11 protein-coding genes are annotated in these 14,628 nt (G+C 57.8%); 10 read left to right on the top strand and 1 reads right to left on the bottom strand.

The window, feature by feature from the left end; genetic code table 11:
* Positions 1-17 precede the first annotated feature (17 nt).
* The 9 genes from murD to lpxC all read left to right on the top strand — a co-directional run bounded on the left by murD (position 18) and on the right by lpxC (position 10,749).
* Positions 18-1,397, top strand: coding sequence for a UDP-N-acetylmuramoyl-L-alanine--D-glutamate ligase (murD, locus tag GYM47_RS10600; RefSeq protein ID WP_153842879.1), 1,380 nt, complete (start codon positions 18-20; stop codon positions 1,395-1,397).
* Positions 1,394-2,590 (top strand): putative lipid II flippase FtsW, encoded by a 1,197-nt coding sequence (gene ftsW, locus GYM47_RS10595; RefSeq protein ID WP_139527196.1) that lies wholly within the window; start codon positions 1,394-1,396, stop codon positions 2,588-2,590. The genes murD and ftsW overlap by 4 nt, the downstream gene beginning before the upstream one ends.
* A 21-nt stretch (positions 2,591-2,611) precedes the next feature.
* Positions 2,612-3,706 carry an undecaprenyldiphospho-muramoylpentapeptide beta-N-acetylglucosaminyltransferase gene (murG, locus tag GYM47_RS10590; RefSeq protein WP_153842880.1) on the top strand — a complete coding sequence of 365 codons (1,095 nt, stop codon included), beginning with the start codon at positions 2,612-2,614 and terminating at the stop codon, positions 3,704-3,706.
* A gap of 17 nt (positions 3,707-3,723) precedes the next feature.
* Entirely contained in the window at positions 3,724-5,172 is a 1,449-nt protein-coding gene (gene murC / locus GYM47_RS10585) for a UDP-N-acetylmuramate--L-alanine ligase (protein WP_153842919.1), read from the top strand.
* A complete protein-coding gene (locus GYM47_RS10580; RefSeq protein ID WP_153842881.1) occupies positions 5,169-6,107 on the top strand; it encodes a D-alanine--D-alanine ligase in 939 nt (312 codons plus the stop codon). The genes murC and GYM47_RS10580 overlap by 4 nt, the downstream gene beginning before the upstream one ends.
* A gap of 22 nt (positions 6,108-6,129) precedes the next feature.
* On the top strand, positions 6,130-6,858 hold the full coding sequence (locus GYM47_RS10575) for a cell division protein FtsQ/DivIB (RefSeq protein WP_139527199.1): 729 nt from the start codon (positions 6,130-6,132) through the stop codon (positions 6,856-6,858).
* Positions 6,859-7,172: 314 nt separating this feature from the next.
* Complete coding sequence (ftsA, locus tag GYM47_RS10570; protein ID WP_139527200.1) at positions 7,173-8,462, top strand: cell division protein FtsA; 1,290 nt, start codon at positions 7,173-7,175, stop codon at positions 8,460-8,462.
* Positions 8,463-8,496: 34 nt separating this feature from the next.
* Positions 8,497-9,681 (top strand): cell division protein FtsZ, encoded by a 1,185-nt coding sequence (ftsZ, locus tag GYM47_RS10565; RefSeq protein ID WP_139527201.1) that lies wholly within the window; start codon positions 8,497-8,499, stop codon positions 9,679-9,681.
* A gap of 156 nt (positions 9,682-9,837) precedes the next feature.
* Complete coding sequence (lpxC, locus tag GYM47_RS10560; protein WP_139527202.1) at positions 9,838-10,749, top strand: UDP-3-O-acyl-N-acetylglucosamine deacetylase; 912 nt, start codon at positions 9,838-9,840, stop codon at positions 10,747-10,749.
* A gap of 112 nt (positions 10,750-10,861) precedes the next feature.
* Here the strand turns inward: lpxC and GYM47_RS10555 are convergent, their stop codons facing one another.
* Positions 10,862-11,332 (bottom strand): DUF721 domain-containing protein, encoded by a 471-nt coding sequence (locus GYM47_RS10555; protein WP_153842882.1) that lies wholly within the window; start codon positions 11,330-11,332, stop codon positions 10,862-10,864.
* Between the two features lie 547 nt (positions 11,333-11,879).
* Between GYM47_RS10555 and secA the strand changes: the two genes are divergently transcribed.
* A complete protein-coding gene (gene secA / locus GYM47_RS10550) occupies positions 11,880-14,603 on the top strand; it encodes a preprotein translocase subunit SecA (protein WP_153842883.1) in 2,724 nt (907 codons plus the stop codon).
* Positions 14,604-14,628: the final 25 nt, after the last annotated feature.

The following is a 14,628-nucleotide window of genomic DNA, read 5'->3' as shown; positions in this document are numbered from 1 at the left end:
AAGGCAGAAGGAGCCACATGGTGCAGGTACCCAACGGATTTACGGTGGTCGTCGGGCTAGGAGTTTCTGGCCAGGCCATTTGCCGTCATCTTACCCAGTTGGGTAGGCCGTTCATGGTGGCGGATACCCGCGAGACCCCGCCGGGACTCGAAGCCTTTCAGCAAGCGCACCCTGCTGTTCACGTACACTGCGGTGCCTTGACACTGTTGGATATGCGCGATGCGTACGAGGTCGTCGTCAGTCCCGGTGTCGATCCCTATACGGCAGGTTTGGAGGGGTTGTTAGAGCGTCATAACCCGACCACCGGAGAGCCTATGCTCGTGGGGGAAATTGCGCTGTTCAAGCGTGCCGTCAAGGCACCCATCGCCGCGATTACCGGGTCAAATGCCAAATCCACCGTTACCACACTGCTCGGCGAGATGGCCGCTGCCTCGGGAATCAAGGCCGCGGTGGGGGGCAATTTAGGGACACCCGCGCTCGATCTGTTGGCGGAGCAGCCGGACGCTGAGCTCTTCATTTTGGAGCTATCCAGCTTTCAGCTAGAAACGACCCCGTGGCTAGGCGCTGCGTCGGTAGCGTTCTTGAATCTTTGCGACGACCATCTGGATCGGCACGGCGACCTGGCGGGTTACCGTCAGGCCAAGCAGCGCATCTTCCTGGGGGCCGATCACGCCGTGGTGAACGCAGACGACGACCAGACGTGGCCAGAGTCGATGCTAAACCATGTCGAGTATTTCAGCAGTGAGCCACCCATCGGCCAGTCCTGGGGGCTCGACGAGCGCCAGGGGCGCTGGTGGTTGATGCATGGGCAGACGCCTTGGTTGGCGGCTGACGAGCTTCAGTTGGCGGGTCGGCATCATTATGCCAATGCGCTGGCTGCACTGGCGATGGGAAACGCGCTAGGCTTTGGCCGCGCGGACATGTGCCGTGCTCTGCGAGCATTCGCGGGTTTGCCCCATCGAAGCGAATGGATCGCCGATATTAACGGGGTCCGCTGGGTCAATGATTCCAAAGGAACCAACGTTGGGGCCACGCTGGCGGCCATCAACGGTATTGGTCCCACTCTCGATGGAAAGCTCATCCTGCTGGCGGGGGGCGTGGGCAAGGGCGCTGACTTTACGCCCCTAACGGCTCCACTTGCTGAGTGTGCCCGTGCGGCGATCGTGTTTGGCACCGATGCGCCTCGTTTGATGGAAACGCTGGCAGGGGCACTGCCCGTGGAGCGGGTCGAGCACTTGACGCAGGCCATGGAAGTCGCCTTTGCCATGGCCGAGCCCGGTGATTGTGTGCTGCTGTCTCCCGCCTGTGCCAGCTTGGATCAATTTGCTAACTATCAAGCCCGTGGTGATGCCTTTCGTCAGTGGGTGATACATAAACGCAATGAGTTGACGATATGAGCGACGAGTCACTTAGCCGGCTACAGCGCCTGCGCGCTGCTCTGACGACCCAGCATCTTCCCTGTGATATCTGGTTGATTCTTGCCGTCGTAGCGTTGGCTGGGCTGGGCTGGATCATGGTCAGCTCTGCATCCATAGGACTGCTAGAAAATAGCTACCACTATTCCCGGCAGCACGGCATTTTTCTCGTGCTGGCCATTACGGCTTGCCTATTCATGCTGTGCGTGCCGCTGGAGCTATGGCGTCAGAACGCGGCGCTCATCCTGCTCGTCAGTATTTTCATGCTCGTGGTGGTACTGATCGTCGGTCAAGAAGTGAACGGCAGTAAGCGCTGGATTTCTCTGCCGGGGCCACTACCGAGCCTGCAGGTCTCGGAGCTGGCAAAAGTGGGGCTGATTTTCTACATGGCGGCGTTCATGTCCCGCTTCACTTACGAATTGCGTCAACGGGCATTTACCATGTGGCGGCCGTTGGCCGTACTGGCCGTGCCCGCTAGCCTATTGTTTCTCGCCCCAGATTTCGGCGGTATGGTGGTCTATACCGTGTGTGTCATCGGCATGCTGATGATGAGTGGTGCCTCGTTGACGCTACTACTGGGCAGCGGCGGGGTGTTGGGGTTTGGCGCGGTCATGATGGTCGTCATGGAGCCTTATCGCTTGGCGCGCTGGACCAGCTTTCTCGATCCTTGGGCCGATCAGTTCGCCACCGGTTATCAGTTGACCCAGGCATTGATTGCCTTTGGTCGTGGCCATGTCACCGGCACTGGCCTTGGCAATAGCGTGCAAAAACTTCACTACCTGCCGGAAGCGCATACGGACTTCATTTTTGCCGTGGTGGCCGAAGAGTTGGGCATGTTAGGCGCTATTGCCGTGGTCCTGCTGTTTACCCTATTCATTGTACGCGCGATGTGGGTAGGCCGCCGGGCAGAGCTGGCAGGTCATCTATTCGGTGCCTACGTCAGCTATGGCATTGGATTCATCGTGGCCGCTCAGGCGTTCATCAATATGGCGGTGAGCTCAGGATTGCTCCCTACCAAAGGGCTAACGTTGCCGCTGATTAGTTATGGCGGTTCGAGCCTACTGGTGACCGGTATGATGATTGGGCTGCTGCTTCGGGTCGATGCCGAGACCCGTCATCGCCCGCGTCGTACGCCGACGCCCTACCGCGCTCGCCGAGAGCCGCGTTTATCGTAATTATTCAAGGAGCCGTTTGTAGTGACCAACTCACGTCGACGGATATTGATCATGGCCGGGGGAACCGGCGGGCACGTCATTCCTGCGCTCTCGTTGGCGCATGCGTTACAGGCCAAGGGTGTCGACGTGGAATGGCTAGGAAGCCCGCGCGGCATCGAAAATCAGTTGGTGCCCAAGGCAGGTATTCTACTACACACCATTGCCATCGGAGGGCTGCGCGGTAAAGGGCTCGCTGGCTGGTGCAAAGCCCCTCTCAATCTTTTCAAGGCGGTGTTGCAGGCCCGACGTGTTATTCAGCGTTTCAAGCCCGATGTCGTCGTGGGTCTGGGGGGGTTTGCCAGTGGTCCTGGCGGGTTAGCGGCGTGGTTGTCACGGGTGCCGCTGGTCATTCATGAACAGAATGCCGTCGCGGGTCTCACCAATAAGGTGCTGTCTCGGCTGGCGACTCGAACCTATGCGGCTTTCGACGATGCGTTCGGCCACCGCGCCGAGGTCATCGGTAACCCGGTGCGCGAAGATATCGCGGCGTTGGGAGAGTGCCCCAGACAGACGACCGAGCTGGAGGGCCGTCCGCTGAGGCTATTGGTAGTCGGTGGCTCTCTGGGTGCCGTTGCGCTCAATGAGCGGCTTCCCGCAGCGCTGGCTGCGCTACCGCCAGAGCGGCGTCCCGATGTTCGTCATCAAGCCGGTAAAGAGCGTGATGTCGCCACGGCTCAAGCCTATGCGGAACGGGGCATTGTCGCGGACGTTAGCCCTTTTATTGATGATATGGCAGCAGCCTACGCATGGGCTGATCTAGTGGTCTGCCGTGCGGGGGCGTTGACAGTGGCCGAGCTGGCGGCTGCCGCCAAGCCTGCCCTGTTGGTGCCTTTTCCCTTTGCTGTCGATGACCATCAGCGTGTCAATGCCGATGTGTTGGTCAAGGCGGGAGCGGCGCAGTGCGTGGTGCAATCGGCCCTCACGCCGGAGCGTTTGACTCGATTACTCGATGAATTATTAGACCCTGACAGGCTGGCAGACATGGCGTCGAAGGCGCGACAGGCCGCGCACCTCGACGCTACAGAGCGTCTTGCAGCAGGCTGTTTGGGCTTGGCGAAGCAAGGAGAAACTGCGTGACCGATTCAGTGACTAACATGCCGCCGCAAGGGGTCCGTCCGTCGGGCCCCGGTATGCGTCGTATTCAGCGGCTGCATTTCGTGGGTATCGGTGGGGCAGGCATGTGCGGAATCGCCGAGGTATTGGCGAACCAAGGCTACCAAGTCAGCGGTAGCGATATGAAAGCATCCCCCGTAGTAGAGCGGCTGCGCCAGTGCGGTGTCACGGTGGCGATCGGCCATGCAGAAGCAAATGTTCGAGGGGCTGACGTGGTCGTCGTCTCCAGCGCCATCGATGAAACCAACCCTGAGATACGCTGGGCCCATGAGCACCGGGTGCCGGTGGTGCGTCGTGCCGAGATGCTGGCAGAGTTGATGCGTTTTCGCCACGGCATTGCCGTGGCGGGTACCCATGGTAAAACCACCACGACTAGCTTGACGGCCACGCTACTCGCAGAAGGAGGGTTGGACCCAACGTTCGTCATCGGTGGCAAGCTGACGAGTGCAGGCGCCAATGCCCGTTTGGGCGAGGGCGATTATCTGGTGGCCGAGGCCGACGAGTCCGACGCGTCGTTTTTGCACCTGCAGCCCATGGTATCGATCGTGACCAACATCGATGCCGACCATATGGCGACGTATGGCGGTGACTTCGAGCGGCTCAAAAGCACCTTCATCGAATTTCTACATAATCTGCCTTTTTATGGATTGGCCGTGCTGTGCATAGATGACCCGCATGTGCGCGGTTTATGTGAGCAAGTAAAACGGCAGTTCGTGACGTATGGCTTCGATGACGATGCCGACTACCGTATCGTCGATTTTGCACAGCAAGGTGGCGAAGTGTCGTTCACTGCGCTGCGTCCAGGTGGCGCTGCACCGTTGGCCATTCGACTAGCCATGCCGGGTCGGCATAACGCGCTCAATGCTATGGCGGCGATCGTAGTGGCGACGGACGCAGGCGTTAGCGATGAGGCGATTCAACGGGGCCTTACCGGGTTTGCAGGTGTTGGACGTCGTTTTCAAGTGCATGGACACTTCCCTGCCCCCACGGGGGGAGGTGAGGTCATGCTGGTGGACGACTACGGGCACCACCCCCGCGAGGTCGACATGGTGATTCAAGCCGTGCGAGCGGGTTGGCCCGACCGCCGGTTGGTGATGCTCTACCAGCCCCATCGCTACAGCCGAACGCGGGATCTCTACGAAGACTTCGTGCGTGTTCTTTCCCAAGTAGATACGCTGGTGCTCTTGGACGTGTACAGTGCGGGCGAAGCCGTGCTGCCGGGAGCCGAAGGGCGCACACTAGCCGGTTCTATTCGCCAGCGAGGCGAGGTCGATCCGCTATTTGTCGAGCACAAGCATGAACTGCCCGCTTTGCTGACCAACGTGTTACGTCCCGGAGATATCCTAATTACTCAGGGGGCAGGGGACGTGGGCGGTATTTCGCTACGTTTGGCGCAGGCCAGATTGGAGTTGGATGAGGTGGCGTTATGAACGGCAGTCAAGTCGGCTCCTTGGAGCGCGTCGTCGTGGTATATGGCGGCATTTCCGCCGAGCGAGAGGTGTCTCTCAAAAGTGGCGCGGCGATTTTAGCTGCCCTGAGGCGACAGGGTGTCGACGCGATCGGTTATGACCCTAAAGAGGGCGGCCTCGCTGGGCTCGAGCGCTTGGATCCCAGCGCGGTGTTCGTTGCGCTGCATGGTCGCGGTGGAGAGGATGGTACCTTTCAAGGGGCGCTAGAGCTGCTGGGCGTACCCTACACTGGAAGCGGCGTCTTGGCCTCTGCGCTGGGAATGGATAAACAGCGCACCAAACAGGTGTGGCAGGCCGTAGGCCTGCCCACGCCTGAGTGCATCATGCTCGACGAGCGCGCCGACTGGGTCGCTGTGGTCGAGCGGCTCGGGCTCCCGATGATGGTCAAACCGGTGCATGAGGGCTCCACCCTGGGCATCAGTATCGTCAAGAGCCAAGAAGAGCTTCGAGCGGCGTATACGGAGGCGGCCAAATTCGATGCGCGTGTAATGGCCGAACGATTTGTCGTCGGCGATGAGTACACCGTAGCGCTGCTGGGAAATGATGTCTTGCCTGCCATTCGCGTCGAGGTGCCAGGCGGTTTCTACGACTACGAAGCCAAGTACATCGCCAACACTACGCAGTATCACTTACCCTGTGGTCTATCCTGGGAGGATGAGCAGTCCCTGGCAGCGTTGTGCAAAGAGGCGTTTGCCGCTGTAGGAGGCGAGGGGTGGGGACGTATTGACGTCATGCGTGACACGTCAGGTCAGTTCTGGCTCATCGAGGTCAATACGGTGCCGGGAATGACCGATCATAGTCTCGTTCCGCAGGCGGCTGCCCACGCAGGTATTGGCTTCGACGAGTTGGTCTTGCGGATCCTACAGACTGCCCTCTCAGCGGCCAGCGCATCATGATGGGCTCGGTAAAAGGGACGTTATGAAAAAACGCAACGCATGGTTGGGCGTTGTGCTATTGGCGCTGCTGCTGGGTGCCGGTGGTCGAGCGCTATGGCTATGGTTGGATCGCCCCATCGAGCGCGTGTCGATACGAGGCGAATGGGAGTACGTCAGCGCCGACTATCTGCGCACTCAGTTAGCACCCTTGGTACAAGAGGCAACGTGGCTATCGGCTGACTTGGGGGAGCTTCGGCGCCGTGCGCTCACCATCGGCTGGCTCAATGAAGTGCGAATCTCGCGTGAGTGGCCGAATGCGTTGGTGTTCGAACTGGTAGAGCAGACGCCAGTGGCGCGCTGGAACGATGACTTTCTTTTGAATCCCGAAGGCGAGCCGTTTGCTTTTGCGCCTCTAACCGTACCGGCAGGGCTTCCCGACTTGGCAGGACCAAGTGGCAGCAGTGAAGAGGTGTTGGCTTACTATCAGCGCTTGTTACCCCATTTTGCCGGGTTATCGCTATCCCTCTCTCAGCTGCGGTTAGAACCGCGCGGAGCTTGGCGTTTGCAGCTATCCAGTGGTGCCTGGGTCATGCTGGGTCGCCGCCAGCACGGCGAGCGTTTAGCGAGATTGTCAGCCTCATGGCAGCGCGAGCTGGCGAATGTCAGTGATCATATTCGTTACATCGATTTGCGTTACCCTAACGGAGTAGCGGTCGCTTGGCATGGAGAAACAGAGTTTCAGGAAAATGAGTCCACTCCCAGTGCAGAGTAACGTTCGATGACAATGTGCAAAAAGCGGGTAAAGGTGAGTGATCGCCAACGCTGAAAAAGCCGCAAATGGGGTTTAAATTGCGGCTAAAGCCAATTATCGTGGGTACGGACTAGTCGTATAGCGTCTATTGTTTCTATACTATGTGTCGAGCGGAGCTGTGGGTCTGTTTTTATTATCCAGTCAGCGGTTAACCCGCATCAGCGAGTTTCAAGTTTAACGTTACTAATTTTAATTTGGCGGAAGCTCTTTTTTGCTCAGGCAAATAATGTACCCGCCGTATTCATTAAAACAATGGCAAGGAGATTTACCGACTCATGGCAGGCTCACCCAACGCATCCAATATGGTTGTCGGGCTGGACATTGGAACGTCCAAGGTCGTCGCAATAGTCGGTCAACCCACCGATGACGGTGGAATTGAAATTGCCGGTATCGGTTCTCATCCGTCGCGCGGCATGAAGCGTGGTGTCGTCATCAACATCGAATCAACGGTTCAGTCGATTCAACGTGCTGTCGAAGAGGCGGAGTTGATGGCAGGTTGCGATATCCACTCGGTGTATGTGGGTGTGGCGGGCAGTCATATTAGCTCGATGAACTCCGATGGCGTAGTGGCCATTAAAGAGCGTGAAGTGACGCCGTCCGATATCGACCGGGTGATCGATTCTGCTCGCGCGCGGGCGATCTCCGAAGGCCAACGCGTACTGCACGTATTGCCTCAGGAGTTCTCGATCGACGCCCAAGGGGGCATCCGAGAGCCGCTGGGCATGTCGGGCGTTCGTCTGGAAGCGCAAGTGCATTTGGTCACGGCAGCCCTCAACGCCGTCCAGAATATCGAGAAGTGCGTACGACGCTGTGGTTTGGATGTCGACGCGATCATTCTCGAACAGCTGGCGTCGAGTATGGCCGTGCTGACCGAAGACGAGCGAGAGCTCGGGGTGTGCATGGTCGATATTGGTGGCGGCACGACCGATATGGCGATTTTCAGCGAAGGTGCCATTCGTCATACGGCGGTGATTCCCATTGCCGGTGATCAAGTCACTAACGATATTGCTATGGCGTTACGTACCCCGACGCAGCACGCTGAAGAGATCAAAGTGAAGTATGCTTGCGCGCTAACCCAGTTAGCGGCAAGTGATGAGATGATCAAGGTTCCCAGTGTCGGTGATCGTCCGGCCAGAGATCTGTCACGCCAAGCGCTGGCAGAGGTGGTCGAGCCGCGTTACGAAGAGCTGTTTACCTTGGTAAGAGACGAATTACGCCGCAGCGGCTATGAAGATATGGTGGCTGCGGGTGTGGTGCTCACCGGCGGCACTTCGCGCATGGAGGGTGTAAGCGAGCTGGCAGAAGAGATATTTCACATGCCGGTTCGTATTGCCTGCCCGCAAAATGTCAGAGGCTTGGCAGATGTGGTTCGCAATCCTATCTATGCGACGGGCGTTGGTTTGCTGCATTATGCACTGCAGGAAACGCGTCATGGGCAAGGCCTAGAAAGCCACGGGGGAGGCGTTGCGGCCCATAAAGGGCGTAACGAATTAGCCCGGCGTGATATCAAGGATGGCCATTCGGCGCTGGCAAGAATCAAAGGCTGGTTCAAAGGAAATTTCTGATAGGGCCGCAAGCGCGGTTCAGGAGACGGGGCTTATGTTCGAATTGGTAGATAACGCACCCTCGAGCAGTGCGGTCATCAAAGTAGTGGGCGTTGGCGGCGGTGGCGGTAACGCTGTCAACCATATGGTCGAAAGCAACATCGAAGGCGTCGAGTTCATTTGCGCCAACACCGATGCTCAGGCCCTCAAGCGCGTATCGGCAAAGACGGTGCTGCAGTTGGGTGGTGAAATCACCAAAGGGCTCGGGGCAGGTGCTAACCCTGAAGTAGGGCGGCAGGCGGCCATGGAAGACCGTGAGCGCATTGCCGAACTGCTGAGCGGCGCCGACATGGTCTTCATTACGGCAGGTATGGGCGGCGGCACCGGCACTGGCGGGGCGCCCGTCGTAGCGCAAGTCGCCAAAGAGCTTGGCATTTTGACGGTGGCCGTGGTGACACGCCCCTTCCCCTTCGAAGGGCCCAAGCGAATGCGTGCGGCAGAAGAGGGAATGAAAGAGCTCTCCGAGCATGTCGACTCGTTGATCACTATTCCCAACGAAAAGCTGCTGTCGGTCCTAGGCAAGAACGCCACGCTGCTGACGGCGTTCAGCGCAGCCAACGATGTGCTGCTGGGCGCGGTGCAGGGTATTGCAGAGCTGATCACCAGCCCAGGGATCATCAACGTGGACTTTGCCGATGTGCGCACCGTCATGTCAGAAATGGGCATGGCCATGATGGGGACCGGCGGCGCTACGGGGGAAAACCGCGCCCGTGAAGCCGCTGAAAAAGCCATTCGCAGCCCGCTACTCGAGGATATCGATCTTCATGGCGCGCGCGGTATTCTGGTCAACATTACCGCAGGCCCGGATCTTTCCATCGGCGAATTCAACGATGTGGGTGCAACGGTCCAAGAATTTGCATCTCAAGAGGCGACCATCGTGGTGGGTACCTCCATCGATATGGAAATGTCCGATGAGCTGCGCGTTACGGTGGTGGCGGCCGGACTGGATGGTAGCAAAGCCAAGGCGACGGCGGCGCGAGAACCGGCTCGTCGCTCTGCGGCGGAAGCCGGTGGTTCCGATTATCGTAAATTGCAGCAACCCACTGTCATGCGCCAGCAAGCCACGGCACGCGCCGAAGCTCCCGATGCAGCGCCAAAGCCGCGTGCTGAAAAGCGTCGTGCAGCGGATGCCGACGACTACTTGGATATCCCCGCGTTCCTGCGTCGTCAAGCGGATTAACCCCCGCCATCGGGTTCATTGCAGCAGCAAACGAGAGTTTTATTGGTTAAAACGCTCGTTTGCTGTTAAAGTGAACACTGTTTGATAACTTTCTTCCTTTGCGGATCCTGTAGCAGCTTGCTGCAAGCCGCCGTCATTAGAGCTTGACCACTACCCATGATCAGACAACGCACACTACAAAACGTCATTCGCGCCACTGGAGTGGGTCTGCACTCCGGCAAAAAAGTCCATATGGCTTTGCGTCCGGCACCGGCCAACACCGGCATTGTGTTTGTCAGAACCGATCTGGATCCCGTGGTACATGTGCCTGCCCGTGCCGAACTGGTTGAAGACACCACGCTGTGCACGGCGCTCTCTTATGAAGGTGTCAAAGTCGCGACCGTCGAGCACCTTATGTCCGCCTTTGCGGGCTTGGGCATCGATAATGCCTACGTCGATATCAGTGCCCCGGAAGTGCCCATCATGGATGGTAGCGCCAGCCCATTTGTCTTTTTGATTCAGTCTGCGGGCATTTTGGAGCAAGAGGCGGCCAAGAAATTCATTCGCATCAAGCGCCGCATTGGTGTGACCGATGGTGATAAAGAAGCCACTTTTTTGCCTCACCAAGGTTTTAAAGTGTCGTTTGCCATCGATTTCGACCATCCGGTTTTCGAGCAGCAGAAGCAAACTGCGCTGATCGACTTTTCGACCACGTCGTTCGTCAAAGAAGTCTCCCGTGCGCGAACTTTTGGCTTCATGCGCGATCTCGAGTACCTTCGCTCCAACAATTTGGCTCTTGGGGGCAGCCTCGAGAATGCGATCGTTGTTGATGATTACCGTATCGTCAATGAAGGTGGCCTGCGCTATGAAGATGAGTTCGTCAAACACAAGGTGCTAGATGCCATCGGTGACCTGTATCAGTTGGGCTATAGTTTGATTGGCGAATTCCGCGGCGTGAAATCAGGCCATGCGCTCAATAACCAGCTGTGCCGTGAGCTAATGGCTCAGCCTGATGCCTATGAAATTGTCACGTTCGAAGAAGAGAAAGCCGTGGCACCCATCTCTTATGCGGCTCCAGCGATGGCGTAATTCGTCAAAATAAAAATGTCTGGGGCGTTGAGTTGAAAACGTGACATGGCTCCCCATCTATAAAGCACTGCTTCGGCGGTGCTTTTTGCGTGTAAGGGGAGGCGCTTTTAAATTACGTTTTGGTGTCTTTCGGGCGAGCGTGAGAGGCCAGGCGCTCTAGGGCATGTTTGAGGCTGAGGCTGTCAGCGTCTTTGGCGCATTCGGCCAGGGTTTTGCCCGCACTGTCGGAAAGCGTTCGCGTGAAGCGTCTGGGTGACTCGATGGGGCGTACGGGGCGCACTTTAAGGGTGAACCCTGTCACTCCCTCAAAGCCAGGGAGCTGGTGAAGCAGCGATAACAGGCGAGATTGTTCGTAGCGTAGCCACGTCAGCCAGCTCGCTTGCCCGCTGATGAGGGTCAAGCGCCCATTGCTAAAACCGCCTACGAAAATATGTTCACGCATCTCTTCGGGTAAATGAGCACGGAGATGCCGCTGTGCTTGATCGATCAAGCGTGATTGTCGCATGAGCTGGCCGACGCCGCCTGACTTGGTTAGCAGTTGGGCAATGGGCTGTGCGCGAGAACGCTTAACCTTTATACTCATCAACTTGATTCCTAGGGTGTTGCGAGTGGCGTCGTACTGGTTACTACGTGCATCACCTGTGATTGACCGCCAATAGACAGAGCCTAACACGCTCAGGAGCCAGTCCACAGCATGTCATCAACGTCAGAGATCGAATCCGCTTCGCTAAAGCGTCCTCGACGCTATGGCCTGGCGCGTTGGTGGTTGGCTGGTTTGCTGGTGAGTTGTTTACTACCCGCTAGTTTACACCCATCCGACGCGTTGAGAAGCAGCGACCGTGGTGTTTGCATCTGCTTTTGGATGCCTGCCATGCTTCGCGCGCAGTCTCATTGGATCGCGAAGAAACGGCGCGCGCTTCGCCGCTGGTTTCATCGCCAAACGCGACGAGAGCCCCAATCCTTCCGTCGCCCGTTACCTTTTCTTCGGTTTGCGCTCCCGCTCGTCGCCGCAAGCGATGTCGTGACGCCCCGTGGCCCGCCTACTCGATAATGCCTCGCTTGATTACCACCCTTTTTGCCTGATACCTGAGCGTACCTGGATGGGGCGCTCACGATGATTTGGAAATTTCATGATTAATAATTTGTTACGTAAAGTGGTCGGCTCCAAGAACGACCGTGAAGTCAAGCGCATGCAAAAAAGTGTGCAGAGCATCAATGCATTGGAAGAGACCCTGGCGGGCCTAAGCGATGCAGAGCTTCAAGCAAAAACTCCAGAACTACGTCAGCGTCTAGACGAAGGGGCAACGCTGGACAGCCTCTTGCCCGATGCGTTTGCTGTGGTGCGCGAGGCCAGTAAGCGGGTGATGGGGATGCGTCATTTCGACGTGCAGATGGTGGGGGGTATGACCCTACACCGCGGCCGTATCGCCGAAATGAAGACTGGTGAAGGTAAAACCCTGGTCGCCACGCTCGCGGTCTATTTGAACGCGCTGACTCGCAAAGGCGTTCATGTCGTGACCGTGAACGACTACCTCGCCCGTCGCGATGCCGAATGGATGCGCCCCCTGTATGAATTTCTAGGGCTCACGGTGGGTGTTATTTTCGCCGGACAGACGGGGGAAGAGAAGCGTCACGCGTATCAATGCGATATTACCTACGGCACCAATAACGAATTTGGCTTCGACTACCTACGCGACAACATGGCGTTCTCGCTGGAAGACAAAGTCCAGCGCGGTTTGCACTACGCCATTGTGGACGAAGTCGACTCCATCTTGATCGATGAAGCGCGCACACCGCTGATCATCTCCGGTGCGGTGGACGAAAATACGGACCTCTACGGCATCGTGAATCGTTTGGCTCAGCAGCTCGAGCAGGGGGAAGTCTCCGAAGATGACGAAGCGCCAGTGAGCGGCGATTTCGTGCTCGACGAAAAGCAGAAACAGGTAGAACTGACCGAGCAAGGACACAATAAGGTCGAAGAACTCATGCGGGCCGAGGGGCTGCTGGGGGAGGGCGAATCGCTTTATGCTGCGCAAAACCTCAACTTGCTGCAGCACATGCACTCGGCGCTACGTGCGCGTCACCTCTACCACCTCGACGTGGACTACATCGTTGCGGAAGGTCAGGTCGTGATCGTCGACGAACATACCGGTCGTACCATGCCTGGGCGTCGTTGGTCCGAGGGGTTGCACCAGGCCGTCGAAGCCAAAGAAGGGGTGACGGTTCAGCGTGAAAGTCAGACGCTGGCATCCACTACCTTCCAGAACTACTTTCGTCTGTATGAAAAGCTGTCGGGCATGACGGGCACGGCGGACACCGAAGCGTTCGAATTCCGTCAAATTTACGGTCTGGACGTCATCGTCATCCCTACCAACCGTCCGTTGGCGCGCAAGGATCTCAATGATCTCGTCTACCTGAGCGCCGAAGAGAAGTACGAAGCCATCATCAAAGACGTCAAGGCAGAAACAGAGGCTGGTCGTCCTGTGCTGGTCGGTACGGCGTCGATCGAAACGTCCGAGTACCTCGCACGCCTGATGCGCAATGCAGGCTTGAAATTTAACGTGCTCAACGCAAAACAGCACCAAAGCGAAGCGGAAATCATCGCCCAGGCGGGCCGACCAGGTGCCATTACCATCGCCACCAACATGGCGGGGCGTGGGACGGACATCATGTTGGGTGGCAACTGGGAGGCCGAGGCAGCCAAGCTGCAAAACCCCAGTCAAGCCCAAATCGATACGCTCAAGGCCGAATGGCAAAAGCGCCATGATGCGGTCTTGGAAGCGGGTGGCCTGCACGTCGTGGGTTCCGAGCGGCACGAATCACGGCGTATCGATAACCAGCTTCGCGGTCGCGCCGGGCGTCAGGGGGATCCTGGCTCGACACGCTTCTTCCTCTCCTTGGAAGATAGCCTGATGCGTCTGTTTGGCTCGGATCGCGTGAAGCGTTTGATGCAGGCGTTGGGGCTCGAGCGTGGCGAGGCCATCGAGCACAAAATGGTCTCTAACGCGGTCGAGCGCGCGCAGAAGAAAGTCGAAGGCCGTAACTTCGATATCCGTAAGCAGCTACTGGAGTACGATGACGTCGCCAACGACCAGCGCCGCGTCATCTATGAGCAGCGTAACGAAATTCTCGCCTCCGACGATGTCTCCGCCGCTGTGTTAGGTATTCGTGAGGAGGTCATGGAGGAGGCGATTAGCGACTACGTGCCCCCACAAAGTCTGGCTGAGCAGTGGGATCTTCCTGGGCTGGAAGCGCATCTGAAAACGGAGTTCAATCTCGATGCTCCGGTCGTGCAGTGGGCGGACGAGGATGAGCGCTTCAGTGAAGAGAAGCTGCGCGAGCGCCTGCAAACCATGCACCGCGACGCGTACCAGGCGAAGATCGAGTCCGCTGGTGAAGCGCTGATTCGTCGCTTCGAGAAACAAGTGATGCTGCAAGTGCTGGATACCCGCTGGAAAGAGCATCTGCAGTCCATGGATCATTTGCGTCGCGGTATCCACTTGCGTGGCTATGCACAGAAAAACCCCAAGCAGGAGTACAAGCGCGAGTCCTTCGAGCTGTTCCAGCATCTGTTGACCAACATCAAAGCCGATGTCACGCGTATTCTCAGCCACGTTCAGGTGCGTCAGCCAGAAGAGGTCGATGCGCTGGAGCAGAAGCGCCGTGAAGAGCTGGCCCGTGAAAAAGCCACGGCTGCCAGCCGCCACGATGCGCCCGATGCCGAGCCTGGCGAGGCCTCGCCCGGTGCCGACGGTCGCCCGCTGCGTCGTGAAAATCCCAAAGTAGGCCGCAACGATCCTTGCGTGTGTGGTTCGGGTAAGAAATACAAGCAGTGCTGCGGAAAATTGAGCTAATCACGCGCTTTCGTCAGCGAGCGTA

The organism is Vreelandella piezotolerans (assembly GCF_012427705.1).
Taxonomy (GTDB): Bacteria; Pseudomonadota; Gammaproteobacteria; order Pseudomonadales; family Halomonadaceae; genus Vreelandella; species Vreelandella piezotolerans.
Note: the sequence above shows the minus strand (reverse complement) of the source record. Positions and strands in the feature narration are given on the sequence as shown.

What these genes read in the sequence shown, in the direction of transcription:
- murD (WP_153842879.1), top strand. Translation starts at nt 18, where the DNA reads ATGGTGCAGGTACCCAACGGATTTACGGTGGTCGTCGGGCTAGGAGTT.
- ftsW (WP_139527196.1), top strand. Translation starts at nt 1,394, where the DNA reads ATGAGCGACGAGTCACTTAGCCGGCTACAGCGCCTGCGCGCTGCTCTG.
- murC (WP_153842919.1), top strand. Translation starts at nt 3,724, where the DNA reads ATGCCGCCGCAAGGGGTCCGTCCGTCGGGCCCCGGTATGCGTCGTATT.
- GYM47_RS10580 (WP_153842881.1), top strand. Translation starts at nt 5,169, where the DNA reads ATGAACGGCAGTCAAGTCGGCTCCTTGGAGCGCGTCGTCGTGGTATAT.
- GYM47_RS10575 (WP_139527199.1), top strand. Translation starts at nt 6,130, where the DNA reads ATGAAAAAACGCAACGCATGGTTGGGCGTTGTGCTATTGGCGCTGCTG.
- ftsA (WP_139527200.1), top strand. Translation starts at nt 7,173, where the DNA reads ATGGCAGGCTCACCCAACGCATCCAATATGGTTGTCGGGCTGGACATT.
- ftsZ (WP_139527201.1), top strand. Translation starts at nt 8,497, where the DNA reads ATGTTCGAATTGGTAGATAACGCACCCTCGAGCAGTGCGGTCATCAAA.
- lpxC (WP_139527202.1), top strand. Translation starts at nt 9,838, where the DNA reads ATGATCAGACAACGCACACTACAAAACGTCATTCGCGCCACTGGAGTG.
- GYM47_RS10555 (WP_153842882.1), bottom strand. Translation starts at nt 11,332, where the DNA reads ATGAGTATAAAGGTTAAGCGTTCTCGCGCACAGCCCATTGCCCAACTG.
- secA (WP_153842883.1), top strand. Translation starts at nt 11,880, where the DNA reads ATGATTAATAATTTGTTACGTAAAGTGGTCGGCTCCAAGAACGACCGT.